This window comes from Micromonospora sp. NPDC005206, assembly GCF_040608175.1.
Classification (GTDB): domain Bacteria; phylum Actinomycetota; class Actinomycetes; order Mycobacteriales; family Micromonosporaceae; genus Micromonospora.
The window spans coordinates 145,628-170,842 of sequence record NZ_JBEXHU010000020.1; the positions used below are offsets into that span (position 1 = coordinate 145,628).

Consider the following 25,215-nt stretch of genomic DNA (forward strand, 5'->3'; position numbering starts at 1 on the left):
ATCGGCCGAAGGCGCTTTTAGTGACGTATTTCGATCAATGCGATCGGGCATACGACAGTGGGGCCGGCGGCGTCTCCGCCACCGGCCCCACCCACCCACCTGAAGATCAGTTTCTGATCCGCACGACCATCTCATCGGTCGGCTTCTTACCCTGCTTGACGATCTCGATCTGAGTGCCGCTGCCGGCCACCTTCACCGAGTTCTGCTCGTTGCCCGCCGTCCAGTAGCGGTTCACCGCGCTGTCGTCGAAGACCGGGTTGGCCTTCAGCTTCGGCAGGGTGACCGGCACTCCGTTGAGGTGGAAGGTCTGGGCGGGCTTGTCGTACCGGCTGAACGTCGCGTCGAAGCCGTTACGGCGGTTGGTGATGGTGCCCTGGCCCTTGACCGTGATCGCGCCCGGGCGGACGTCGACCGGCAGGTCCAGGCCGTACCCCGGGTGCTCCGAGGTGTTGTTGTCGCCGTACGCGTAGTTCACGTACCAGACCAGCATGCCGGGCTGGTTCGCGTACCGCTCCACCCAGTTCGGCCGGGTGTTGGTGAAGCCGTAGTTGTACCCACCGGTCCGCAGGGCGTCGTCGTACCCGAAGTAGGTCCGGTTCTCCGCGATGTAGAAGCGGGGGTACGAGTCGGTCACCGAGCCGCCCATCCGGGTGAAGCCCCGGGCGGTCCACTCGGCGGCCAGCGTCTCGGCGTCGTCGGTCCACGCCGCCGTGCCGTTCTTGACCAGCGAAATGTTGTCCAGGAACACGCCGGCCAGGTGCTTGCCGCCGTCGCTCTGGTAGCGGTAGCGCAACTGGATGGCCTTTCCGGCGTACGCCGCGAGGTCGTAGTCCAGGTCCACCCACTTGCCGCCGGACGACCCGTCGAGACCGGTCTCCCCGACGTCATTGAGCGGGCTGCTCAGCGACGCCCAGGTGGCGCCGTTGTCGGTCGACACCTCGGCGTAGAAGAAGTCGTAGTCTTCCTCGGTGTCGTACCAGGCCTTGGCGTTGATCGAGGCCGAGCTGGCGCCGGTCAGGTCGAGTTGGCGGGTCAGGCTGTTGTTCAGGTTGTCCGCGCTGCCGCCCCACCACTCGTTCGACCCACCGAACGGCGTGTTGTAGGTGCTGGTCTGCTCCTGCGGCGGCAGGTTGACGACGACCGCCTGGGCCTTCGGCCCATCGCTGTCACCGGCCGGCCCGAGCGTCACCTGGGAGGTGCCCTTGCCGTACTCCACCGTGGAGTGGTTCAGCCAGCCGAGGAAGAGCTTCGACCACGGGTCCATGTAGCCCGGGGTCGTCCCGATGTCGTCCTTGCCGTGGCTCAGCCACGAACCGGAGGACATCAGGCTCCAGAACCCCACGCCGTTGTCGCCGCCGGCCGTGTCGTACAGGTCCGGCAGGCCGAGGTCGTGGCCGTACTCGTGGGCGAACACGCCCAGGCCGCCGTTCTCCGGCTCCGTGGTGTAGTCGCGGATCCAGAGGCCGGTGTCGCCGATCTGCACGCCACCAGCCAGGTTGCCGGCCGGCCCGGCCTTGCCCATGAGGTCAGTGAAGGCACCCCAGCGGTGCGACCAGATGGCGTCCTCGCCCTCGGCGCCACCGCCGGCCTCCTCGCCCTCACCGGCGTGCACCGCCTGGAAGTGGTCGATGTAGCCGTCGGGCTCGTTGAAGTCGCCGTCGCCGTCGAAGTCGTACCTGTCCCAGATGTCGAACTGGGAGAGGTACTCCTTGATCTGGGCCGGGGTCTTGCCGGCCTTGACCTGGGCGTCGTACCAGGACGTGGCGCTGTCCTTGACGAAGTTCCACGAGCCGTCGCTCTCGGGGATGGCGTTGGAGCCGTACCGCGCCTCGTTGAACGGCACGGTGACCCAGTCGCTGACGTCGCCGCCGACGGTGTAGCGGCCGCCGGACTGCTTCAGGTAGAAGTCCCGCATCGACTCGCCGCTACTACCGTAGAACATGTCCAGGTAGTGCTGGCGGTCGTAGTTCGACGACCACGAGGTGCTGTTGTCGTCGGTGGTACCGCCGTCCCAGTTCCGGTCCGGCTCCTGGATTTGGCCGACCACCGGGCCGGCTGCCCCGCCGGTGCGCGGGTCGGTCTTGTCGCCGAAGTTCACCAGCATGGTGAAGATCGGGTCGACCTTCGGCGGCTGCTGGTACTCGACGAACCGGTCCTTGATCTTGATGACCTTCGAGCCGTTGCGGGTTTCCAGCTTGGCCTTGCCGGAGAGCAGGTCGGCGATGGCCTGCTTGCGGATCTCCCGCTGCTGATCCGCCTTCGGGTCGGGGAGGTTGTCCCGGCCGTGCTCCGCCTTGTCGGATGAGGGGGTCGGGTTCGCCGCCGGGGCGCCGGAGGCCGGCGTCGCCACGACTCCCGCCGCCAGCAGCGCGGCCGTGGCGGTGGCCAGACCGGCTGTGACTCGTCTCCTCAAAGGTCTCCTCCTTTGTGGACCTGTGTTACATGACAGTGAACGTCGAAGCAATCACTGTCATGATGTGCGCCACACACCTTTACAGAGAGTCCGGCCGGTTGTCACGAGTCGATCAAGCGGGCCGAAGGTGGTTTTGGAGGGTTCTGGGGCGACAAATCATGACCAGATAGTCGTGGCCTCAGGCAACTATTTACATCACGGTTCTATCAAGATCATCAATTCTGCACGGGATTATGAGGTTCCCGATCTCCAGCGCCCGAGCCGACGAGAACGTCACGCCGTGCGGTGGGACCGAATGCGGAACGGCCCGCCCGGAGCGTGGTGCTCCGAGCGGGCCGCCCGTTGATCCGTCGGACGACAGACCTGTTGCGGTCAGTTCCTTGCCGGGGTGACGTACACCGTGGCGGACGAGTTGTCCCGTGCCGCCTTCTTGATGGTGAGCGAGACGCCGTAGTTGACGCCCTGGTCGCCGGGGTTACCGGTGCCCAGCACGATCGCGCCGCCGCCCAGGGTCACGCCGTAGAACTCCGGCGCCGGGCTGCCGTCCGGGTGGGTCACCCGGGTGGTGTACGGCGCGTTGTTCCGCGACGGCAGCACCACCGAGGCGTCGTTGTCCCGGGCGTACGCCGCCCCGTCCCGCATCTCGATGCCCGGGTACCAGCCCTTGGCGTCGGTGAACGCCTTCACGCCCGGCTGGGACTTGAACTTCGTGCAGTAGGCGCTGTACGGCTCGTCCGCCGCCTCCAGGCACTCCGTGAAGGGGTACGTCTTCTGCAGCGTGAACGCCGCGTTCGCCGACTGCGGACGGCTGGGCAGGTTGTCCGTCACCGACGGGTCCTTCACGGCCGCCTCGCCCTTACGCCGGTACGGGTCGAAGTGCGAGTCGACGATGAGCAAACCACCCTTCGCGCCGTAGCTGGGCAGCGCGGTCATCTGCCCGGTGACGTGGTTGACGTCGCCGAGCGCGGTGTCGCGGTACCAGACCAGCATGCCCGGGGCGTTGTACGAGATGCGGTCGACCTTCCACGCGTCGTGCGAGTAGATCGTGTCGTAGGCGTACTTCAGGCCCTTGTCGAAGCCGTCGAAGTTGCGCCACTCTGCCAGGTAGAACTGGGCGTGGATCTCGGTGCCGCTGGAGACCTTCCAGCCGGCGCCGGTGGTGTCGACGAAGGTGCCGCCGGTGGCCGTCCAGCCGTTGGCGCCGCCCTCGACGTCGTCACTCCAGGTGGTGGCACCGCCGCCGGTGACCGAGAAGTCGTCGACGAACCAGTTGCGCTCCTGGAACGCCTCGTCGGTCGCCTGGCGCAACCGCAGCTGCACGGTCGCCCCGGCGTGCGCCGACAGGTCGACGTAGTCATGACGCCAGCCGTTGGTGCTGCCGGTCAGGCCGTACTTCTTGCCGCCGAAGTCGTTCATCCGGCCGTTCGGGTCCGGGTAGCCGTCCGGCGTGGTGACCACCGTGCCGCCCTCGTCGTACACCTTCTGCTCAGTCCAGGTCGTACCGCCGTCGGTCGAGAGTTCGACGAAGCCGTAGTCCCAGTCCTGCTCGATGATGTAGTTGTTCCACATCCAGAACTTGGCGTCCGCAGCCGCCGGCACGTCGACCGAACGGCTTAGCTTGACGTCGGCCCACTCCTGGTCATTGTTGCTGTGCCACATCTTCGTGCCGCTGTGCGGCGTGGCCAGCGTCGTCACCTTGTCCGGCAGGTCGACCTTGATGCCGTCCTCGGAGTCGATCGGCGTACGCGAGCTCTGTCCGAGCTTCACCTCGCGCGGGTTAGACCCGGGGCGGATGGTCAGCGGATCGGCCCAGCCGAGCACCCACTTGTCCCAGATGCCCATGTGGGTCGGCAGCGCCTGGAAGATCTCCCCGGAGTGCGAGCCCGAGGCCATCAGGTCCCAGAAGTCCACGTCGGAGTCGGCGTTGCCGGAGGTGTCATAGAGGTCCGGCAGGCCCAGGTCGTGGCCGAACTCGTGCGCGAAGACGCCGACACCGGCGTCCTCCGGCTGCACGATGTAGTTCGACACCTTGATGTTCGTGCCCGGGATGGTGTAGCCACCGGCGACCGTGGAGGAGTGCGCCCAGACGGCGTAGACACCCTCTGCGCCGCCACCGCGGGACTTGCCCTGCCCGGCGTGCACCAGCACCAGGTGGTCGATCACGCCGTCCGGCTCGAAGACGTTGCCGTCCCCGTCCCGGTCGGCCTGGTCCTCGATGTCGTAGTCGGCCCAGGGGAAGTTCGGGTCCGTCGCGGCGAGCGCGTCGATCGCGTCGGTCGCCAGACGACCGGCGCCGGCCGGGTTCTCCGGGTGGCCGTTCATCGACTGCTCACGGCCCGGTACCCAGTTGCCGTTCTCGTCCTGGAAGCAGCGGTTGGCGGCGTACCATCCCTCCGAGTGCGGCACAGTGACCCACGGGCTGGCCTGCCCGGCAACCGTGTACGCGTTCTTGGACATTTCCAGGTACATGTTGTGCATGGTGCGACCGGACAGGTCGATGCCCCGCTTGCCGTCCGGCCCCTTCAGGTCCTTGCGCACCCGCTCGGTGATGCCCGTCTTGCTGTAGAGCATCTTGTCGAAGTGGGCCGGCGAGAAGTCCGGCACCCACATCGAGTTGTTGTCCTCGTGCGGCAGGGTCGCCGGGTTCGGGATGTTGTTGTGCTTCGGGCCGTTCTGCACCGTGCCGGGGACGCAGGTCCGGTCCTCGAACACCGTCTTCGGGACCATCACCCCGGTGAAGTCGTCGTTCGCCTGGTCGTTGAACTCCACCAGCAGCGTCAGCAGCTTCGCCGTCTGGGTGGTCGGCGACTGCTTGATCTTCCGGGGGCTCTTGCCGGTCTTGATCGACTTCGCTTCGATCTTGGCCAGCTGCCGGGCGGTCACCGGGTTGCCCCGAGCGTGCTTCTTGTCGAATGCACGCGCATCGTCGACGGCGGGGGTGTAGACGCCACCCTTGCCCTTGACCTCGCGGCCGGAAGTGTCCGGCTGCACCTCGGGCTCGGCGTAGTTGATGTAGTGCTCGTCGGCCCCGATCACCGCCCGGGGGGTGGCGGCGGACGACGTCTGGGCTGCCGCGCTGCCGGTCACGGTCAGTGACGTGGCCGCGAGGGCGATAGCGGGCAGCGCGACGAGTAGTCGTCGTCGCGCCCCGGACTGCGGTTTGTGGTTCATGCCGCTCCATTTCTCGGGCACGGGGAGGAGGACGTTGAGGTAGCCGACCATCGATCTGATGTCTGTCGAACTCTCCCAACCTGCGTGAACCTAAATCACAACCGGCCCAAAGCACAGAGGCGGCCCGCCGCGTATGTCCGTTCAGCTTCTCCGGACTCCTCCGACTGACCGATGTGACAGTGCTGAGGCGGTGTGGGTCGTACCCGTAAGAAATGACGGAGGGTGGCGGTCCGCACGGACCGCCACCCTCCGATATGTACGCCTGCCGTCAGTCCTCGTCGGCCTTCGCGCCGCTCATCCCCGAGGAGATCAGCTCCATCACGGACGAGTCCTGCAACGTCGTCACGTCACCGAGCGACCGGTTCTCCGCCACGTCGCGCAGCAACCGGCGCATGATCTTGCCCGAGCGGGTCTTCGGCAGCTCCGGCACCAGCATGATCTGCCGCGGCTTGGCGATCGGGCCGAGCGTCTTCGACACGTGGTTGCGCAGATCGGCGATCAGCTGCTCACCCGCCGCACCGGCGATGTCGGTGCTGCCGCGCGGAATCGCGAAGGCGACGATCGCCTGCCCGGTGGTCGGGTCGGTCGCGCCCACCACGGCCGCCTCGGCCACCGACGGGTGCGACACCAGCGCCGACTCGACCTCGGTGGTGGAGATGTTGTGCCCGGACACCAGCATCACGTCGTCCACCCGACCCAGCAGCCAGATGTTCCCGTCGTCGTCCTTCTTCGCCCCGTCACCAGCGAAGTACATGCCCTCGAACCGGCTCCAGTAGGTCTCCAGGAACCGGTTGTCGTCACCCCAGATGGTGCGCAGCATCGACGGCCACGGCTCACGCAGCACCAGATACCCGCCACCGCCGTTCGGCACCGACTGGCCCTGGTCGTCCACCACGTCGGCCGCGATGCCCGGCAGCGGGGTCATCGCCGAGCCCGGCTTGGCCGCGGTCACCCCGGGTAGCGGCGAGATCATGATGGCGCCCGTCTCGGTCTGCCACCAGGTGTCCACGACAGGCAGCTCGCCCCGGCCGATGTTCTGCCGGTACCAGATCCACGCCTCCGGGTTGATCGGCTCACCGACGCTGCCGAGCAGCCGCAGCGAGGACAGGTCGAAGCCGGCCGGGATCTCGTCGCCCCACTTCATCATCGTCCGGATCAGGGTGGGAGCGGTGTAGAGGATGGTCACCCCGTACCTGTCGACGATCTCCCAGAACCGGCCCTTGTTCGGGGTGTCCGGAGTGCCCTCGTACATCACCTGGGTGGCGCCGTTGGAGAGCGGCCCGTAGACGATGTAGGAGTGACCGGTCACCCAGCCGATGTCGGCGGTGCACCAGTAGACGTCCGTCTCCGGCTTCAGGTCGAAGACCGCGTGCGTGGTGTACGACGTCTGCGTCAGGTAGCCACCGGTGGTGTGCAGGATGCCCTTCGGCCGCGCCGTGGTGCCGCTGGTGTAGAGGATGAACAGCGGGTGCTCGGCGTCGAACGGCTGCGCGGTGTGCTCGGCCGACGCGGTCTCCACCGTCTCGTGCCACCAGAGGTCCTTCGACGACCAGGCCACCTCCCCGCCGGTGCGGCGGACCACCAGCACGTGCTCCACGGATGGGCAGTTCGCCACCGCCTCGTCCACGGTCGGCTTCAGCGCCGACGGCTTGCCCCGCCGGTAACCACCGTCCGCGGTGATCACCACTTTGGCGCTCGCGTCCTGGATGCGGTTGCTCAGCGAGTCGGCGGAGAAGCCGCCGAAGACGACGCTGTGCGCGGCGCCGATCCGGGCGCAGGCCAGCATCGCGACCGCCGCCTCCGGGATCATCGGCAGGTAGATCGCCACCCGGTCGCCGGCGGTGACCCCCAGCTCGGTCAGTGCGTTCGCCGCCCGGCAGGTCAGCTCGTGCAGGTCGGCGTAGGTGATGGTGCGGGTGTCGCCCGGCTCGCCCTCCCAGTGGATGGCGACCTTGTCGCCCCGGCCCGCCTCGACGTGCCGGTCCAGGCAGTTGTACGCCACGTTGAGCTGCCCACCGACGAACCACTTGGCGAACGGCGGGTTCGACCAGTCGAGCACCTCGTCCCACTTCTTCGACCAGGCCAGCCGGTCCGCCTGCTTCGCCCAGAAGGCGAGCGGGTCGGCGGCGGCCTCGGTGTACGCGTCGGCGGTGACGTTGGCGTTGGCGGCAAGCTCGGCCGGCGGGGGGAACTGGCGCGTCTCGTTCAGCAGATTGGCCAATGCCTCGCTCATGCCGTGACTCCTCGTCCTCGGGTGACCTGCGTCTCGCTAGGGTAGTCGTGGGGCTTCCGGCAGGCGACCGCTGCCCGCTTCCCTCGCGCCGAGCGGCCTCCGCCGCGCGCCCGACGGCCCGCGCAGTCGTGCCCGCGTCGGGCGCGCTGCGGCGGGCGGTGGCCCGGGTCGCGTTGCGGGCGGGTGCGGCCCCGGAGGCCGGGCCGGGTCGCTAGCGTGGCGGGGTGACCACGGACCCGCTCGCCCCGCTGCTCGCGCTCGCCGACATCGCCGCCGCCGTCGAGCAGGCCCGCGAGCGGTTCGACCAGGCGCTCGGGCACCGCGCGCTGCGCCGGCACGGCGGCCAGGTCGCGGCCGAGGTCAGCCTCCGGTCCGCGGTGGCCAGCGCCGCCCTCGAGGGGTACGCACACGAGCGCGAGGCGGTTCGCGCCGGCACCGTCACCGACCCGGTGCTCCAGGGGGCGCTGCGGGTAGCCGGTGCCCTGCCCGGGCTGAGCGAGCTCTGGCCGAAGGCGCCCCGGCAGGCCCTCGCGAAGCTGCACGTACTCGCCGCCCGGGACATGGTGCCGGAGGACGAGCTGGGCCGACCGGTCGCCGACCCGGTGGTCGCCGCCAGGCTGGACGGTCTCGCCGGGCTGGTCGCCGGTGGCACGAAGGTCTCCCCGCTGGTGCTCGCCGCCGTGGTGCACGGGGAACTGCTGAACCTGCGCCCGTTCGCCGGCCCGTCCGGCGTGGTGGCCCGCGGCGCCGCGCGGCTGGTGCTGCTCGCCAGCGGCTTCGACCCGCGCGGCCTGCTCGCCGTCGACGTCGGCCACCGCGAGCGGGAACCCGAGTACGTCGGCTCGGCCGGCGCCTTCGCCACCGGCACCCCGGACGGTCTGCGCTCCTGGCTACGCCACTACATGGCGGCCGTAGAGGTCGGCGCCGACCAGCTCACCGCCATCGGCGACGAAATCCTCGCCGCCACCTGACCCCGCGCTCCCGCTCCTGTCGATCATGGAGTTGTGGTGGCTCACAAGAAACGCGAAGAGCGCCAATACGCCCACCACAGGTCCATGAGCCCTTTGCTCTGCTTACACCCACGCAACAGGCACTGTCCGGATAGCGGGCACCAGGTGTTGCGCGGGAGGGTGGGTGTGGAGGTCAGGCGGTGGCGGCGGAGCGGGTGCGACGGTGCCGGCCGTACCAGGCGATGCCGATGGCCACACCCACGCCGACCCCCAGTGCCGCAGCGGCCACCGGGACGGCGGGACGCTCCCGCAATCGACGGCCCAGCGGGATCGGGTGGCGGAACTCCAGCACCGGCCAGGCGTTCTCCGAGGCCAGCTTGCGCAGCTGCCGGTCCGGGTTGACCACACTCGGGTGGCCGACGCACTCCAGCAGCGGTCGGTCGCTGTACGAGTCGGAGTAGGCGTACGAGTCGGCCAGGTCGTAGCCCCGGGCGGTGGCCAGCTCGCTGACCGCCTCGACCTTGCTCGGGCCGGCCGCGTAGAACTCGACCTCGCCGCTGTACCGGCCGTCCCGCACCGTCATCCGGGTGGCGATCACATCGGTCACCCCGAGCAGTTCACCGATCGGCCGGACCATCTCCTCGCCAGAGGCGGAGACCAGCACCACGTCCCGGCCGGCCGCCTGGTGCTCCACGATCAGCGCGGCGGCCTCGGCGTACACGTAGGGGTTGATCAGCTCGTGGAGCGTCTCCGCGACGATCTGGCGGACCTGCTCCACCGGCCAGCCCTTGCAGAGCGCAGCCAGGTAGTCCCGTGTTCGGGCCATGGTCTGCTCGTCGGTGCCGCCCAGCCGGAACATCAGCTGCGCGTACGCCGACTTGACCACGTCACGCCGGGTGATCAGCCCGTCCCGGTAGAACGGCCGACCGAACGCCAGGGCGCTCGACTTGGCGATGACGGTCTTGTCCAGATCGAAGAAAGCGGCACTTCGGCCCACGGCGCGAAAGTCTAGCCGGATGGTCTATGGTCGGCGGGTGCCCGGGGTCAGGCCACCCCTCGGACCTGCGGGCCGGCGCCACCACCTCCGCTCAGCGTGATCACGCTCACACTCCGCAAGGAGATTTTCGCAGTGAGTGGAGTGGACACCACTCGACGTGACGGGCCCGCTCAGGCAGACTTGTCCGCACGACGAGCTTTCATATCTCGGAAAACAGACAGACCCTCGGCGGTTGCACCCCCCGTGACCGCTGAGTGGTTCGGCTCGACCCCCCCGGAGCCGAACCTTCGACGACCCCCGTCTCCCCCCGACGGGGGTCGTCCCTTTGTCCTGGGAGCGCTCCGTAGCAGGTCACAGGTCGTCCTCCTGCCCGTCCAGGTCGTCCAGGGACGGCGTTTCCCCGACCGGAGGCAGCAGGGAGGCGGCAGAGCGGTCGAACGCCTCCAGGACACGTGCGGCGTAGTCGTCCGTGGTGTGTGCGTATAACGATTGAGCGTCGTGCCCGGAGCGTGAGCCGAGTCAGTGAGTCCGGTCCGTCGATGTTCCTGGCGGTCACGGAGCTTCACCGCGCGCTGTGGCCAACATTGGCGGAGTGTCACGCAAGTCCTGATACCGATCTGTCACGCAGGTCCCGAGACCGGACACCGGCCTGCCGGCGTGTGATCCGACATTTGATGTGTGACTGGGATGCGATCGCTGCGAGCGCGCCACACCAGGTCACAGGTCGCCTCGGTCCTCCAAAACGCCCTCCCGGGAGGGGTCACTCCCGACCTCCGCCGCCGCGCCGCCGCTTCGGCCGGGCGATCTCGCCCGCGATCGGCAACCAGTAGAAGGGGATCAACGCGGTGATCACGGCCACGCCGAGGACGGGGACCAGGGCACCCAGCACAACTCCGGCGGCGATCCAGAACGGTGCGATCCGGAACCGCCTGCTGATGGCTCTCGCGCCGGCGGGATCAACGGTTCCCAGCAGCCGACGATCACGGCGCGCGTACGCCCAGATCGCGTTGAACAGAGTGGCTGCCACTCCGAGCGAGATGCCGTAGAAGACCACGGCGGTCCGCTGCCCATGTCCGTCGCGGAACGCGGCGGCCAGCACGGACGCGGCGAATGGCAGGAACGCGATGGTCATCAGCAGAAGAGTGTTGAGCAGCAGGACCACCCGGTCGGCGGCGCGCAGGTGGTCGAACATGACGTGGTGGTTGGCCCACACCTGCCCGATGAGAAGGAAGGTGAGGGCGTAGGCCAGGTAGGACGGCCACAACGCAGCGAGACCGTGGGTCAGGTGCCGGGTGTCCTGCGGTGGATGGATCTCCAGTACGAGCAGGGTGATGGAGATCGCGAAGACGGCATCGCTGAAGGCGACGAGCCGCGCGGGTTGGCGCTCCATCCCGAAGGCCATCGACCTTGCTGGTTCGCGAACAGGTTCTGCCACCGCCCAAGCCTGAGATACAGGACCTGCCTATACGTGCAGGCGGGCGGGCGTGTCACCCACCATCCCGCCCCGCCGGCCGCCCGGGGTCGGTGCTCGTGCCGGTCGCGTACCAGTTCCGACCGACTCGGCTGACCGAGGGCAGCGGGGCCGCTCCTATGTGTGCGGCCCCGCTGCGCGTTCCATCGAGGCGGAGCGTCGGTCGGACAGGCCGCGCACATAGCAGATCAACTGTCACGCCGGGCGTTGTCCACAGCCCGCGGCGTTGTCCACAGACAGCGTCGCCGGGGCGGTCTGCGGGGCGGATTCCGAGCAGGGTCGGCGGCACAACCGAGCCCGACCGCTGGAGGCCGCGATGCCACCCCGTACCTCCGTTCCGCCGATCCGCCGGCTACCGCTGGTCGTCACGGAGGACGGCGACTTGCTCGACGACCTGCTCCGGCTCGCCGCCGCCGGCGGCACCGAGGTCGAGCTCGCCGCCGACCCGGCCGCCGCCCGCACCCGTTGGCTTCCCGCGCCGCTGGTGCTGCTCGGTGCCGATCAGGCGCAGTCGTGTCTGCGTGCCCGATTGCCGCAGCGGCCCCGGCTGGTGCTGGTCGGTCGGGCCGGCCAGCTCGACCCCGGCTGGCAGATCGCCGAGCTGATCGGGGCCGAGCACGTCGCCATGCTGCCCGCCGCGGAGCCGTGGCTGGTCGATCGGTTCGCCGAGCAGGGCCCGGACCCGCCGGACGGTTCCGGCGCCCGGATCGTCGCGCTGCTCGGTGGCCGGGGCGGCGCCGGGGCGAGCGTGCTGGCCGGCGGGCTCGCCGTGACCGCCGCCCGGGCGCGGCTGCGTACCCTGCTCGTCGACGCCGACCCGCTCGGCGGCGGTCTCGACCTCGTGCTGGGCTGGGAGCAGCTGGACGGGCTGCGCTGGCCGTCGCTCACCGGCGCGGACGGGCGGGTCGACGCCCCCGCGCTGGTCCGGGCTCTGCCCAGCCGGGGCGACCTGGTGGTGCTCTCCTGGGACCGCGGCGACCTGCTGGCCCTGCCCGCGGCGGCGATGGCCGCCACCGTCGACGCTGCCCGGCGCGGCCGGGACTTCGTGGTCGTCGACCTCCCTCGGCAGTTGGACGACGCCGCCATGATCGCCTTGCAGGCGGCCGATCAGGCGTTCGTCGTCGTCCCGGCCGAGTTGCGTGCCACGGCGGCCGCCGCGCGAGTGGTGGCCGCCGCCGCCCCGCACTGCGCCGCGCTCTCGGTGGTGGTACGCGGCCCCGCACCGGGCCACCTGCGGGCGACCGAGGTGGCACGGGCGCTCGGGCTTCCCCTCGCCGGCACGCTGCGCCCCGAGCCGGGGCTCTGCCGCGGTCTTGAACGGGGCGAGGCGCCGGCCGCCGCCGGCAAGGGACCGCTGGCCACGCTCTGCCAGCGGATCGTCTCCGACCTCACCGGCGTGCCCGCTACGGGTGCGGCATGACCGGCCGGCCGGAGGAGCACACACTCGCCGCCCGGGTGCGGCAACGGATCGCCGCCGACACCACCCCGGTCACCCCGGCGGCGATCGTCTCCGCGGTGCGGGCCGAGCCCACCACCGCGGTGCTCGGTGACACCGCCGTCCTGCGGATCGCCGACCGGGTCCACGACGACCTCGTCGGCGCCGGGCCACTGGCGTCGCTGTTGGCCGACCCGGAGGTGACCGACGTCCTCGTCAACGGGACTCGGGTATGGGTCGACCGTGGGTCGGGGCTGCACCAGGTCGCCGTGCCGGTTGGCTCGGTGGAGGACGTCCGGCGGTTGGCGCAGCGACTGATCGGCAGCGCCGGGCGGCGGCTCGACGACGGCTCCCCGTACGCGGACGCGCGGCTGCCCGACGGCACCCGGCTGCACGCCGTGCTGCCGCCGGTGGCGACCGAGGGCCCCTACCTGTCCCTGCGGACCTTCCGGCACCGCCCGTTCACCCTCGATGAGTTGGTGCGCCAGGGGACGGTGCCGCGACCGGTGGCACCGCTGCTCGCCGCCGTCGTCGCGGCCCGGCTGGCGTACCTGGTCACCGGCGGTACGGGGTCGGGCAAGACGACCCTGCTCAACACGCTGCTGGGAATGGTGCCGGCCACCGAGCGGATCGTGCTGGTGGAGGACGCCGCCGAACTGCACCCGGGGCATCCGCACGTGGTGGGGCTCCAGGCGCGAACCGCCAACGTCGAGGGAACGGGTGTGGTCAGCCTCGCCGACCTGGTCCGGCAGGCGTTGCGGATGCGCCCGGACCGGCTGGTGGTCGGGGAGTGCCGGGGCGGTGAGGTGGTCGACCTGCTGGCTGCGTTGAACACCGGCCATGACGGGTGTCGGTTCTCACCGGAGATTTCAGTACGCCAAGATTCTTTTCCGTACAAATTTCAGCGACGTCCCGATATTTCAGCCGGCTCTCCTGCCTTGGCCAAGCGCCCGGGACGAACGCGGCCCGCGCTGCCGCACCGGCGCAATCCGTGACGAGCGGTACCACGTGCCCATCACCCTGCAGAGGCAGCCGGGCACCTGGCGCATCGATCTGTCCGTGTGGCTGCGCGATCCGCACGCCACCGCCCGGCACGAGGCGCTGCGGGAGTCCATCACCGACGAGCAGTGGGACGCGGTCCTGCCGATCAAAGACGTGTGGCACCGGCTACCGGGCTACCCAGACCAGATCGGTGGCCTGGTGATCTACGCCGCCGTCCTGGACCACGGCGTTCGTACCCCCCAGCAGTTCGCCGCCTGGCTGGTCGAACACCGGCCCGCCCAGCCCTAGGCGGCACCCGCCCGCCTGTGAATGGCTGAGGCTATCCGTAGATAGGCCTGCCGGGCCCAGTTCTTCCCCCGCCCTCCTACTCTGCGCCTTCGCGTATGGCGCGCCAGGTGATGCCTGCTGACGTCCACAACAGGGCACCTGTCACGACAAAGACCGACGCGGCGCCTGCGGCACCGGCCACCACGCCGGCCCCTAGCGGCACGAGAACCTGACCCAGTCGATTCCCGGTGAGTCTGAGCGACAGGGCGGATGCGCGGTTCGGTTGTGACACCAGTCCGACGACCCAGGTCATGGTCAATGGTTGCCCAATGCCCCAGAAGAAGCCGGCAATCGCCAGCAGAAGCGCCATTGCCATGGGCTCGCGAAGGAGCGGCACCGCGGCCATCGGCAACGCCGAGCACAACGTGGCGGAGACCAGGAGCCAGGGGCGTGGCAAGGACTTCAGCAGGCGCGGCAGGACGGCGCGAGACACGACTGACGCCGTCGTCCTCACGGTCAGCAGCAGCGAGACAAGGATCACGCTGAAGCCAAATTGCTCTCCGAGAACCGGCAGGTAGGCCGAGAGCAGGTCCATCGAGGTCAGGACCACCAGGCTGCTGAATAGCGCAGGCCGCATGCCTGGGATCGCCAGCATTCTGAACACGGACTGCTGCACGTCCCTGGCGGACGTTCCGGCGGGAGAAGAGCGTTCACTTAGGACGAAAGCGAACGGTGCCGCGGGCACTGCGCCAGCGATCATCGTCAGGAGCGCCGGGGTGGTGGCCACAGAGCGCTCGTCGCTGCTCGCGGCGGCAACGAGCCCGGCCAGGGGCAAGCCGACCGACTGGCCAATCGACACGCTCAATGTCCAGCCGGCGAACCGGCGGTCGAGTTCGTGGGGCTTCGAGAGGATGGGTACGAGACCTTGCCCGGAGACCGTGGTCAGGATCTGGCCGAATCCCAGGAGCACATTGCCGAGGGCGAGGACGACCAGGTCACCACTGACCGCGACCACCAGTACGGAGACCGCAGTAAGCACCACCCTGTGCGAAGTACGGCAGCCGCGTGCCGCCGGTCGACAGCCCGCCCCACCTGGACGGCCACGATCAACGGCACAAGCGAGAACAGTGCCGTTATGATCCCGATGGCCAGGGCGTCGCCGCCCAGTGCGAGGGCCCGATACGACACGAGTACGCGGACAGCGTTGTAGACGGCCTGGAGCAGTGCTGTGGAGACGCATAAATGGAAGAACCAACGCTTCGCCGTCGGCCTTTCCCAGAGTTGAGGCACGGCCGGTCCTTCTCAGGCGAGCTCGAAGAGCGCGGCCATGCCCTGACCACCGCCGATGCACGTTGTCTCCAGTCCGTACCGGGCGTCGCGGCGTCGCATCTCGTGCGCGAGGGTAGTGAGGATTCGAACGCCGGTGGCGCCGACGGGGTGGCCCAGCGAGATTCCCGAGCCGTTGACGTTGACGCGGTCCAGGTCGTCGTCCTTGATGCCCCACTCGTCGAAGCAGGCCAGGACCTGGGCGGCGAACGCCTCGTTCACTTCGATCAGGTCGACGTCGTGGAGGGTCAGCCCGGCGCGGCCCAGTACGGCTGCTGTCGCTGGTACGGGGCCGATTCCCATGGTCGCGGCAGGAACACCCGCTACTGCCCAGCCCACCAGCCTGACCATCGGGTCGAGCCCGAGATCACGAGCGCGGTCCGGCGTGGTGACCACGCACGCCGCGGCACCGTCGTTCTGGCCGCTGGACCATGGACACGGACTGCAGCGCGCCACGGCCGCGAGCCTTGGTGCGGTGCAGCACGTAGGCGACGAGGAAGGAGAGCACCGTGCCGGCGGCGGCGGCGAGCAGAGCCACCACCACGCTGTTGCCGGCCGCACTGAGGAAGAGGTCGGAGTGGAGAACGGTGCCGAACGAGCTGAAGTCCACCGAACCCGGCTTGGTGAGATCGCGGAACGACATCATGTACGGGGAGGTGCGCACCGCGCTCAGCACCAGCGCGGCGATCGGGAGCACGATCGACAGCGTGAAGTACAGCAGGGCGAACGCCACGGCTGGCCATCGCAACCTGCCCAGGTGGATGCGTCGCAGTAGCGTTGCCCTCCCGGCTCGACAACCCAGGTGGATCGAGCATCGGAGGACGCGGTGAGTGGCACGTCAGATCGTGTGGTCATCGGGATGGACCCGCACAAGCGCTCTGCCACGATCGAGGTCATGGCCGGCGATGAGACCGTCGTCGGCGGCGGCCGGTTCGACACCGACCGCGACGGCTACATGGCGATGAGGAAGTACGCCAGCCGATGGCCGCACCGGGTCTGGGCGATCGAGGGCTGCCAGGGCATCGGTCGGCACATCGCCAACCGGCTACTGGCCGATGGCGAGCAGGTCCTCGACGTCCCGCCGAAGTTGTCGGCCAGGGTGCGGGTGTTCGCCACCGGGCAGGGCCGCAAGACTGATGCCACCGACGCTCACTCCATCGCGTTGGTCGGCACCCGCATGGCCGGGCTGCGCCCGGTGGTCAATGATGAGCAGCTCGCTCTGCTGCGGATTCTGGTCGACCGGCGCCGCTCCCTCGGTGAGGACCACACCCGGATGGTGTCCCAGCTGCACCAACTGCTGCTGGAACTGATTCCGGGTGGGGCGAAGAAGAGTCTGTCCGCCGCCCAGGCCAAGGCACTGCTGGCCACGGTCCGGCCCCGTGACGCGGTCGGCAAGGCTCGACGGCGGGTCGCCGCGGAGCTGATCGGTGACCTCGAACGGGTCTACCGGCGCTCCAAGGAGGCAGACAAGGAACTGAAGGACCTGGTCGCCTCCACCGGCACCACGTGAGCAGGGAGGCGCCGGCGGGCAGCGGGTCGGCCCGGCGGGCGGTGGACGCCGAGCAGAGCACCTGGCCGCCGTGCGCGGCGGCGGCGATCCGGGCCGCACGGTGCACATCGGGGCTGGCGTACTCGCCGTCGCGTGGTTCGGCGTAGCCGGTGTGCAGGCCCATCCGCACCCTCGGCGCGGCCTCGGGGGTGGGCCAGTCGTGGCTGGTCAGGGCCCGCTGGGCGGTGAGGCAGGCGGTCAACGCGGCGGTCGCGTCCGCGAACGCGAGGAAGAACGAGTCGCCCTCGGTGAACAGCTCCGCGCCGCCGGTGCCGGCCAGTGTCCGGCGCAGCAACCGGCGGTGCTCGCGCAGCACCGGTCGGTAGTCCGGGCCGAGCAGTTGGGCGAGCCGGGTCGAGCCCTCGATGTCGGTGAACACGAAGGTCACCCACCCGGTCGGGAGCTGGATCCGTTCCGCCATGCGTCGAACCTCCGCCCGTGACGTCGGGTTCATGCTGCCCGAAGCCGAGCGGTCACGCATCGTGAGAACGGCCCGGCCGGGCTCGGACTCAAGGTGCCACTCGGCCACGCCCAGGGCAAGGTCGGCCCTCCGCTCGGTGGTTGTCCGGCGCTCCCGGGGCTCGGGCCGGCAGGCCTCGGCCCACGATCGTGCCCGCTCACGGGGCGGGCCAGCCCCGCCGGGGACCGGCTGACCGGTTCCGGCGGGACTGGCCCTAGGAGTGGTGCCGGCCTCAGCCGGTACGCAGGGCGATGTTCACGGTGTTCTTCGCCCCCCGGACCGTGGTCACCGTCGACGCCGGCTGGAATCCGGGCGCGGCCGCGGTGACCTGGACCTTCTGGTTCTTCGCCAGCCGCAGCTGGTAGCGGCCGTGGGCGTCGGTCACCACGGTGTAGCTGACCGGCCCGCAGCCCTGTTGACCGTGACCGTCGGCCTGGTAGTCGCCGCAGACGGTCACGGTCGCACCTCCGACCGCGCCACCGGTGGCGGCGTCGGTCACCGTCCCGCTCAGCGTCGCCCAGTTCGGCGGCGCCTCGAAGTGACCGGTCACCGCCACGTTGCTCCCCGGGTACGGGGCGTCGGTGAGCACGACCAGCCGCGCGGCCAGGTCACCCGGCTGGGTGACCTCGTCACCGTCGACCCGGACGGTCACCCGGACCGAACGGCCCGGCGCCACGTCCAACTCCCGCTTGTCCACCGACAGCCACGGCACGTCCGCCGTACCGCCGCAGTAGTCGTACCCCGGCAGCATCTCGGCGCTGAGCTGCGGGTTCCACAGGCCCACCGAACCACCGACCCGGTACACGCCGCAGGCGGTGGCGGCGTCGGAGGTCGGGAGGTTCACGTTGGGCAGGCGGCCCCAACTGTCCGAGACCGGGTCGTACTCGATTGCCTCGTTGGTCAACATGGAGCCGTTCTGCAGGCCGCTGAAGAGCTGCAACTTGTCGTAGGCGCCGCTGGCGCCCATGGCGAAGACGCCGTACGGCGCGTCCGCGCCCCGGGTCCATTCGCCGCTGGCCGGGTCGAACACGAAGGTCGACGCGACCATGTTGTCACCGTCGTACCCGCCCGCGCAGACGACCCGCTCGGCGACCCCGGCGCAGCCGGGAGCGTTCACCCCGACCGGGTAGTCGGTGAGACGGGTCCACGAGTCCTGGATCGGGTCGTACCGGTAGACCGTCGCGGCGTGCGCCGGGCAGGACTCGAAGCAGCCTCCGACGACGTAGAGCCGCCCATCGAGCGCCGCGATCGCGGCGTCGCTGACGGGCTGCGGCAGGTCCGCCGCCCGTCCCCAGGAGTCCTGGGCGGGATCGTAGACGTACACCGTCTTGAGCACGGTGCCCTGCATGCTCGTGCCACCGACGACGTACATCTTGTCGTCGAGGAAGATGCCGGACCCGTTCGCGACCGCCTCCGGGGAGTCGGCGATCGGGCTCCACGTGAGAGTCACCGGGTCGTAGACGTACCCGCCGCGGGTCATTCCCTCCAGGAAGCCGTTGGTGGTCCCACCCACGGAGTAGAGCTTGCCCGCGTGGTAGCCCGCGGCGTTGTACAGGATCCGGGTCGGGTAGTTGGCGATCCGGACCCACGGCTCGACGGCCGGGGTCGCGTCCTCCGGACTGGCCAGCTCCGCCGGCTGGACCGGCTGGCCCGCCGGCGCCTTCGGCAACGGTCCCGTCCTCGGCGGATCCACCTTGACGCGCCGCAGCGGCGCGCCGGGCTGCTCGGCGACCCGTTGACCGGCCGGGCCGATGGGGGTGACGACCTGCTCGCCCAGCTTGACGTGCACCGGACTAGTGCCGTCGTTGGTGAGGGTGAGGGTACGGGTGGCCGACTTCCCGAGCCGCGTGGTGAGGTCGAGGCTCTCTGCGCTGACCTTCAGGTGCCCGGCGCGCAGGCGCCAGTCCTTGGTGGTGACGCGGTCCGGCGACACGGTGGTGCGTGCCTCGCCGGTGGCGTACCGGGGGTAGCTGACCGTGAACGTCGGCTTGGCCTGCGAGCTGAACAGCCAGTAGAAGCCGTCCGGCAGGTTCGGGTCGAGCGGCGTCGCGGCGCTCACCGCGAGCTCGCTCCGGCTCGCCTTGTCGACCAGCTTCGCGCCGTCGACGGGGTCACCGGTGTTGTCGTCGCGCACCACGCCGGTGACCAAGCCACCGGGGGTCGGACCGCAGGCGCCGACGGTGACCTCGTCCACCTGCCACAGGGCGATACCGCTGCCGGCGTAGTGGAAACGCAGCCGGGTCCGCGCCTGACCGGCGGCCTGCGGCAGCGGAACGCTCACCGGCCCGAGCGCGTTCTCGGTGTTCTTCTGCCAGACGGTAGTCCAGGTCGAGCCGCCGTCGACGCTCAGGTCGATGCCCACCCGCGCGGTCCCGCCCTCACCCAGGTAGAGCGTCTTGAACGCGAGTTGCGGTGCGCTCTGACCCGACAGGTCGACCACCGGCGAGACGAGGTTGGTGTCCTCCTCCGTCAGGTCGTTGTGCCAGGAGTCGGCGGTGGCGAACCCGGCAGTGCCCCCGGTGACGTTGTCCAGACCGCCAGGCTCGTCGAACTGCCAGGCGTGCCCGCCACCGAGGTTGTCCTCGACCGTCCAGCCCGCCCGCTCGGCCGGGTCCGTCCAACCCTCGAAGTTCGCCCGCAGCGGGTACGCGTAGCCGGGCGCCAGGCACGACGTCTCGTCGATCCCCGCCCGGACGTCCCGGACCACGGCCCCCTCACCGACCGGTACGTCGACCGCGCTGGTCCGGTAGCCCGGGTAGAGCGGGGTGACGATCAGGTGGTAGGTCGAGTCGGCCGGCAGGGTCAGCTCGTAACGGCCGGTCTTCGGGTCCGTGAACCACGGTTCGACCGGCAGGCCGGGCGCGTTGATCCGCGCGTACAGCGGCCAGCCGTGTCCGGAGTCGTCGGTGACCGTTCCGCTGACCTCGACCTCGGCGCTGCGCTGGAGGCGGATGTCCCGGGTGGCGTTGGCGCCGGCGGTGACGGTCGCCGACGCGGTGCCGTCGCCGTAACCGTAGGCGGAGGCGGTGACGCCGTACTCGCCGGCCGAGAGCGTGGCGGCGTAGCTGCCGTCGGCGCCGGTGGTGACCGTACGGTGGATCGGGCCGCTGATCCGGACCTCGGCACCGCTGATCGGCTCGCCGGTCTTCGCGTCGGTGACCTTGCCGGCCAACTGGCCCGTCTCGCCACGCGGGGCCTCCGCGATCGCGGTGTAGGCGTCCAGCTTGCCCTGGCCCCAGACGTTGTTGTTGGTCGGCGTACCGCCGCAACTGGTGTCGCTGACGTCGACGGCGACCTGGTCGAGCACGGCCGTGGTGCCGGCGATGTCCCCGATGAGTCCGGGCGCGGCCGACCACAGCAGGGCGATCGCGCCGGCCACGTGTGGGCTCGCCATCGACGTGCCACTCAGTACGCCGTAGCCGCCGCCCGGAACGCTGGAGCGGACGTCCACTCCGGGGGCGGCGATGTTCGGCTTGGTGATGCCGCCCGCGCCGGGGCCCCGGCTGGAGAAGTACCCGATCTTGCCGTTCACGTCGAAGGCGCCGGCGCTGTAGGTGGACGCGTAGTCCCCCGGGGTGCCGGAGGTGTCGCAGCCTCCCTCGCCCGCGTTGCCGTTGGAGAACATCGGGAAGATGCCGGCGGCCCGCCAGTCCTCGACGATGTCGGCGAACCACGGGTCACTGGCGGCGCCGTTGTCGGTGCCCCACGAGTTGTTCACGATGTGCGGGCGCAGATCCGGCCGCGGGTCCTGGCCGGCCAGGTTCGTCGGCGCGAGCATCCACTCCGCCGAGGCGAGCAGCGCGAAGTCGGAGCAGCCCCGCTCCTCGCAGCCCTTGGCGGCGATCCAGCGGGCACCGGGCGCGACACCGATGTGGTTGCCGGGACCGCCGTCGCCGACCATCGTGCCCATCGTGTGCGTGCCGTGCTGGTTGTTGTCGCAGGGCGCGAGCGACGGCGAGCCGCAGACCTGGGACGGATCGAACCAGTTGTAGTCGTGCGAGAAGCCGGCCTCGCCCGTGTTGCCCCGGTACGACTTCACCAGGGCGGGGTGGTCGAACTGCACGCCACTGTCGATGCTGCCCACGACGATGCCCTCGCCGCGCGTGCCGTCCGCCCACACCCGGTCGGCACCGATCGCGTGGACGCCCCACTCCACCTCGTCGACGTCGGCGACCTGCTGCGCCTTCAGCGGCTCCGGCAGCTCGTACATGCGGTGCACCTGAATGGCGCTGACCTCGGTCTCCTTGGCGAGGGTCTCGGCCAGGTCGAGGGTGCCGCGGGGGACGTAGACGGTGTTGGAGGCGTAGAAGGTGTGGTACTCCACGCCCTCCGCCTTCAGCCGGCGGACGACGTCGGCCTGGCTCTTCTCGGCCGTCTTTCGCAGCGCCTCGACGACCGCCGCGCCGCGCGCGTTCCAGTCCTTGACGGCCGACGCCGCGGACAGGTCGGCGCGGTCTTCCAGGCGTACCCAGAACGGCTGCACCGGAAGGGTCCGCATGCTCGCCCGCAGCTCCGGCTGGAGCTTCTCCGGGGCTGCTGCGGCGGGCTGGCCGGGCCCACCGGTCACGGCCGTCACGCCGGCCACCAGGCCGAGCGCAGCGACTAGGCTGACGAGCTGGGACCAACGTGCACGCCGGGCGGTTCGGACGGTGCTCATCGGGCACCTCCCGCCCGTGGCGCGACGGTGACAGGGCCGGCGCACGGGAGCGCCGGTTCGGGCGGTGTCGCGCTCCGCCAGGTCGGATCCAGGGGTACTGCTTCGGTTGGCACGCTGCGCACTCTCCTTCGGCGAGTCGACTCACGACTGCGCCCGCCGGCTGAGCCGATCGGCCATGGTCGCGAGCGCACCCGGCACCGGCACAGGTTTCCTGGCGAGCGCGCCTGCCGACGATGCCACCACTGCCGATTCGGCAGAAGGCGGTTGTGACGTCCGGTTCACGCCACCGGCGGGAACAGGATGGACATCAACCCGGGGTTGCCGCACGATGAACGGGTGCTGCGGATCTTGGGGGTCACGGCGGCCGAGCAGGCGCTCTACGAGTGGTTGCTCGAACGCCCGGTGGTTCCCCTTGAGACGCTCGACCGGTCGGCCGCCGACCAGCCGTGGCGAGGGCAGGCCCGTGCGCTGCTCGCCCGGCTCGAGGAGTTGGGGCTGGCGCTGCGACTGCCCGGGGCGCCGGCGCGATTCCAGGCGGTGGCACCGGACGAGGTCTCCGATGTACTGACCCTCGCCGGTGAACGCGCTCTGTCCCGCGCCCGGGCCCGGCGCGCCCGGCTGGCGGCGGTCTTCCACGCCGGTCAGCACCCGCACGACGCGGGAGGCCTCGTCGAGATCCTGCACGGAAAGCAGGCGATCAAGCAAGCGTTCATCGACGTCCAGCTCAGCGCCCGTCATGAGGTACGGGTCTTCGACGCTCCGCCCTACGTGGACGTCCCGCCCCTGAACGAGCCGGTGGAGTTGGAGCTGCTGCGCCAAGGCATCCACTATCGGGTGATCTACGACCGGCGGGGGCTCGACGATCCCGGCCGGCTCGCCGACTTCGCACAGGGGCTCTCCGTCGGCGAGGAGATCCGCGTCTCCACCGTGCCGATCAAGCTGGTGCTCAGTGACCACCCGCTGGCGCTGCTCCCGGTCCACCCCGAGAACGTCGAGTCCGCCATGCTCGTCCGCGACCCGACCCTGATCGAGATGCTCGGCGCGCTGTTCGAGATCACCTGGGAGCAGGGCGTCCCGTTGCAGGTACGCGACGGCCACCCGCAGCTCGTGGAGGTCGGCGACGCACCGTCGCCGGTCGAGGGCGAACTGCTACCCCTGCTCGCGGCCGGGCTGACCGACGCGGCGATCGCCGCCCAGCAGGGCTGCACCGAACGCACGGTGCGTCGCCGGATCAGCGCGATGCTGCGGCGGTTGGGGGCGGCCAGCCGGTTCCAGGCCGGCTACCAGGCCATCCGCCGCGGCTGGATCACCACGTCCGGAGGCGTGGTCTGACAGTGCCGACGCATCCGGAGGGCGACCTCGACGCGGCCGGCCTGACCGCGGTCGAGTCCGCGGCGTACGAACTGGTCGTCGCGCAGCCGGGTGCCACGGCGGTCGACCTCGACCGGTCCTGGATCCGTTCCGAGCCGCTGCGTGACGCGCTCGGCGCGCTCGCCGCCGCCGGGCTCGTCGTGGCGGGCGACGACGACCCGACCACCTACACGGCCGTCGACCCCGAGGTCGCCCTCGACGCACCGATCCGGGCGTACGAGCGGCGGTTGCAGGCCGCCCGCGAGAACCTCCACCGCCTGGCCGCGGTCCACCGCACGGACCCCAGCCTCACCGACTCGACCGCCGTGCTGGAGGTGGTCAGCGGGCGCGAGGCGGTGCTGGAACGGCTCCACCGCCTCCGGCGTACGGCCGAGACGGAGATCCTCTGCCTGGACAAGCCCCCGTACCTCGACGGGGCCGGCACGACGAGCGGTGGGGTCGAGCTGCTCCGGCGAGGCGTGCGCTCCCGCACCATCTACGAGCGCTCGTCCCTCGAACAGCCGGGCGCCCTGCACGGGCTCGAACAGCTCGTTGCCGCCGGCCAGCAGGCCCGGGTACTGCCGACCCTGCCACTCAAGCTCTACCTCGCCGACGGCCGGTACGGCCTGCTCATCCGCCGGCCCGACGACGAGGGTGGGAGCGCCGTGCTGCTCCGGCCCTGCGCGCTCCTCGACGCCCTGGGGCACCTCTTCGAAGGGCTGTGGCGGTCCGCCCTGCCACTGCAACCCTCTCCGGCCGCGCCACCGAACCACCGCCCTCCGGTCGAGCACCGACGGCTCATCGCGCTCCTGCTCTCCGGGCTCACCGACGAGGCGATCGCGCGCCAGCTCGGCGTCGGCTACCGCACCGCGCAGCGACACATCGCAGCGCTGATGGCCTCACTCGGCGCCCGTACCCGGTTTCAGGCCGGTGTGCAGGCCGCCCGCCGGGAAGAGCGGGAAGAGCACGAACCGTAGGAGCCGCTGTCGCCCGGCTCAGCAGCCGCAGATTTCGGCTTTGCCGACTCGGGTGGCGGACACGCTATCCTCATCCGCCGCCTTGCTCCGACCTCGCCGGGGCGAAGTGTGGCCCAGAACCCAGCTCTCCACCAGCGGGCGAGCTCAGCGAGAGTTCAGCAGCGCCGTTCCCGCTGAGCTTGCGCGGTCTGGATCAGCCAGCGGCCGTCGTCGTAAAGGACCGCCTTGGCCACGACCGGGTAGCGGGTGCTCTGGCCGGGCGCGGAAACCGCCTCACCGGTGCTCTTGCGGACCACACGCCAGTTGCCGTGGTCGAAGCAGTCCTCGATCTGCACCGTGAAGGGCCGAGAGCTGACATTCACCTGCGTCGCCTGCGGCGACCAGGACGGCGTGCCCGCGTTGATCAGTCCCTGCTGCTGGTGCTGCTGCAGAGTCAGCCGGATCTGCGTCAGCAGCGGGTCAGCCGTGTACCGCCGCAAATCCCCGCCCGAGACGTCACTGGTCGCCATCGCGGCCAGCTGCGCCTCCCGATAGCTGTTGTAGGCGGCCAGGGCGTCGGCCCGGGCCTCGGCGGCCTCCGCATCCTCGGTCGAGGACGGGGCGGCGGCGGTCGCTGACGGGGTGCTGGTGGGAGCCTCGGTGAAGGAGGAGCACCCGGCGCCGGCGACGGCCAGCACCGCGGTGGCCGCACGTACGCGTCGGCGGGGCCCCGTCGTAGTGATGATCAACGCCTCTTCCTTCCCGGTGCAGGGTTAAGCGGTTGATGGACCTGCACGGCATCGGACCGTCCGGCGCCGCCCGGCTGCTGGTCGAAATCAGCGACATCACCCGGTTCCCGAACCGAGCCCACTTCGCCTCCTGAAACGGCACCGCCCCCATCGACGCGTCATCCGGCGAGCAAGTACGCCACCGCCTCTCCCGCGCCGGGAACCGACAGATCAACCGGGTACTGCACAT

General features: G+C 70.2%; 15 protein-coding genes and 4 pseudogenes. 8 read left to right on the forward strand and 11 right to left on the reverse strand.

Annotation, left to right across the window (positions count from 1 at the left end; all coding sequences use genetic code 11):
* Positions 1 to 106: 106 nt before the first annotated feature.
* From ABZU69_RS28315 to acs, 3 genes are all read right to left on the reverse strand, one after another.
* Positions 107 to 2,413 (reverse strand): immune inhibitor A domain-containing protein, encoded by a 2,307-nt coding sequence (locus ABZU69_RS28315; protein WP_354967347.1) that lies wholly within the window; start codon positions 2,411 to 2,413, stop codon positions 107 to 109.
* Between the two features lie 372 nt (positions 2,414 to 2,785).
* Positions 2,786 to 5,584 carry an immune inhibitor A domain-containing protein gene (locus ABZU69_RS28320; RefSeq protein ID WP_354967348.1) on the reverse strand — a complete coding sequence of 933 codons (2,799 nt, stop codon included), beginning with the start codon at positions 5,582 to 5,584 and terminating at the stop codon, positions 2,786 to 2,788.
* A gap of 268 nt (positions 5,585 to 5,852) precedes the next feature.
* Positions 5,853 to 7,817, reverse strand: coding sequence for an acetate--CoA ligase (gene acs / locus ABZU69_RS28325; RefSeq protein WP_354967349.1), 1,965 nt, complete (start codon positions 7,815 to 7,817; stop codon positions 5,853 to 5,855).
* A 224-nt stretch (positions 7,818 to 8,041) separates the two neighbouring features.
* Between acs and ABZU69_RS28330 the strand changes: the two genes are divergently transcribed.
* Positions 8,042 to 8,788 (forward strand): oxidoreductase, encoded by a 747-nt coding sequence (locus ABZU69_RS28330; protein ID WP_354967350.1) that lies wholly within the window; start codon positions 8,042 to 8,044, stop codon positions 8,786 to 8,788.
* Between the two features lie 172 nt (positions 8,789 to 8,960).
* Here ABZU69_RS28330 and ABZU69_RS28335 read toward each other — a convergent pair whose 3' ends face one another.
* The gene (locus ABZU69_RS28335; protein ID WP_210911022.1) at positions 8,961 to 9,764 is read right to left on the reverse strand and encodes an HAD-IB family hydrolase; all 804 of its coding nucleotides are present in this window, start codon (positions 9,762 to 9,764) and stop codon (positions 8,961 to 8,963) included.
* A 760-nt stretch (positions 9,765 to 10,524) separates the two neighbouring features.
* Complete coding sequence (locus tag ABZU69_RS28340; protein WP_354967351.1) at positions 10,525 to 11,199, reverse strand: TMEM175 family protein; 675 nt, start codon at positions 11,197 to 11,199, stop codon at positions 10,525 to 10,527.
* A 352-nt stretch (positions 11,200 to 11,551) separates the two neighbouring features.
* Between ABZU69_RS28340 and ssd the strand changes: the two genes are divergently transcribed.
* The 3 genes and pseudogenes from ssd (at position 11,552) to ABZU69_RS28355 (ending at position 13,960) form a co-directional block, all read left to right on the forward strand.
* On the forward strand, positions 11,552 to 12,655 hold the full coding sequence (gene ssd, locus ABZU69_RS28345; RefSeq protein WP_354967370.1) for a septum site-determining protein Ssd: 1,104 nt from the start codon (positions 11,552 to 11,554) through the stop codon (positions 12,653 to 12,655).
* Positions 12,652 to 13,518 (forward strand): annotated as a pseudogene (locus ABZU69_RS28350) (TadA family conjugal transfer-associated ATPase); the annotation flags it as partial. The gene ssd and the pseudogene ABZU69_RS28350, both read left to right, overlap by 4 nt.
* 160 nt (positions 13,519 to 13,678) lie before the next feature.
* A complete protein-coding gene (locus tag ABZU69_RS28355) occupies positions 13,679 to 13,960 on the forward strand; it encodes a hypothetical protein (RefSeq protein ID WP_354967352.1) in 282 nt (93 codons plus the stop codon).
* 76 nt (positions 13,961 to 14,036) lie between these two features.
* On the opposite strand, the gene ABZU69_RS28360 is transcribed toward ABZU69_RS28355, so the two are convergent.
* From ABZU69_RS28360 to ABZU69_RS28370, 3 genes are all read right to left on the reverse strand, one after another.
* Entirely contained in the window at positions 14,037 to 14,978 is a 942-nt protein-coding gene (locus tag ABZU69_RS28360) for an MFS transporter (RefSeq protein ID WP_354967353.1), read from the reverse strand.
* Positions 14,979 to 15,241: 263 nt separating this feature from the next.
* A complete protein-coding gene (locus tag ABZU69_RS28365; RefSeq protein ID WP_354967354.1) occupies positions 15,242 to 15,616 on the reverse strand; it encodes a hypothetical protein in 375 nt (124 codons plus the stop codon).
* 16 nt (positions 15,617 to 15,632) lie between these two features.
* Entirely contained in the window at positions 15,633 to 15,998 is a 366-nt protein-coding gene (locus tag ABZU69_RS28370) for a hypothetical protein (RefSeq protein ID WP_354967355.1), read from the reverse strand.
* 126 nt (positions 15,999 to 16,124) lie between these two features.
* Between ABZU69_RS28370 and ABZU69_RS28375 the strand changes: the two are divergent.
* Positions 16,125 to 16,568, forward strand: a pseudogene (locus tag ABZU69_RS28375) (transposase); the annotation flags it as partial.
* Positions 16,569 to 16,711: 143 nt separating this feature from the next.
* On the opposite strand, the pseudogene ABZU69_RS28380 reads toward ABZU69_RS28375, so the two are convergent.
* Positions 16,712 to 17,235, reverse strand: a pseudogene (locus ABZU69_RS28380) (adenylate/guanylate cyclase domain-containing protein); the annotation flags it as partial.
* A gap of 271 nt (positions 17,236 to 17,506) precedes the next feature.
* The gene (locus ABZU69_RS28385) at positions 17,507 to 21,931 is read right to left on the reverse strand and encodes a S8 family serine peptidase (RefSeq protein WP_354967356.1); all 4,425 of its coding nucleotides are present in this window, start codon (positions 21,929 to 21,931) and stop codon (positions 17,507 to 17,509) included.
* A gap of 336 nt (positions 21,932 to 22,267) precedes the next feature.
* On the opposite strand from ABZU69_RS28385, the gene ABZU69_RS28390 reads away from it, so the two are divergent.
* Both ABZU69_RS28390 and ABZU69_RS28395 read left to right on the forward strand, forming a co-directional pair.
* Positions 22,268 to 23,263, forward strand: coding sequence for a helix-turn-helix transcriptional regulator (locus ABZU69_RS28390; protein WP_354967357.1), 996 nt, complete (start codon positions 22,268 to 22,270; stop codon positions 23,261 to 23,263).
* 2 nt (positions 23,264 to 23,265) lie between these two features.
* Complete coding sequence (locus ABZU69_RS28395) at positions 23,266 to 24,258, forward strand: helix-turn-helix transcriptional regulator (RefSeq protein ID WP_354967358.1); 993 nt, start codon at positions 23,266 to 23,268, stop codon at positions 24,256 to 24,258.
* A 155-nt stretch (positions 24,259 to 24,413) separates the two neighbouring features.
* Here the strand turns inward: ABZU69_RS28395 and ABZU69_RS28400 are convergent, their stop codons facing one another.
* A complete protein-coding gene (locus tag ABZU69_RS28400; RefSeq protein WP_354967359.1) occupies positions 24,414 to 24,986 on the reverse strand; it encodes a hypothetical protein in 573 nt (190 codons plus the stop codon).
* A gap of 35 nt (positions 24,987 to 25,021) precedes the next feature.
* Here ABZU69_RS28400 and ABZU69_RS28405 point away from each other — a divergent pair.
* Positions 25,022 to 25,215 (forward strand): annotated as a pseudogene (locus ABZU69_RS28405) (IS110 family transposase); the annotation flags it as partial.

Coding starts and splice junctions, on each gene's coding strand:
- ABZU69_RS28320 (WP_354967348.1), bottom strand. CDS start 5,584: ATGAACCACAAACCGCAGTCCGGGGCGCGACGACGACTACTCGTCGCG.
- ssd (WP_354967370.1), top strand. CDS start 11,552: ATGCCACCCCGTACCTCCGTTCCGCCGATCCGCCGGCTACCGCTGGTC.
- ABZU69_RS28365 (WP_354967354.1), bottom strand. CDS start 15,616: ATGGTCAGGCTGGTGGGCTGGGCAGTAGCGGGTGTTCCTGCCGCGACC.
- acs (WP_354967349.1), bottom strand. CDS start 7,817: ATGAGCGAGGCATTGGCCAATCTGCTGAACGAGACGCGCCAGTTCCCC.
- ABZU69_RS28385 (WP_354967356.1), bottom strand. CDS start 21,931: ATGAGCACCGTCCGAACCGCCCGGCGTGCACGTTGGTCCCAGCTCGTC.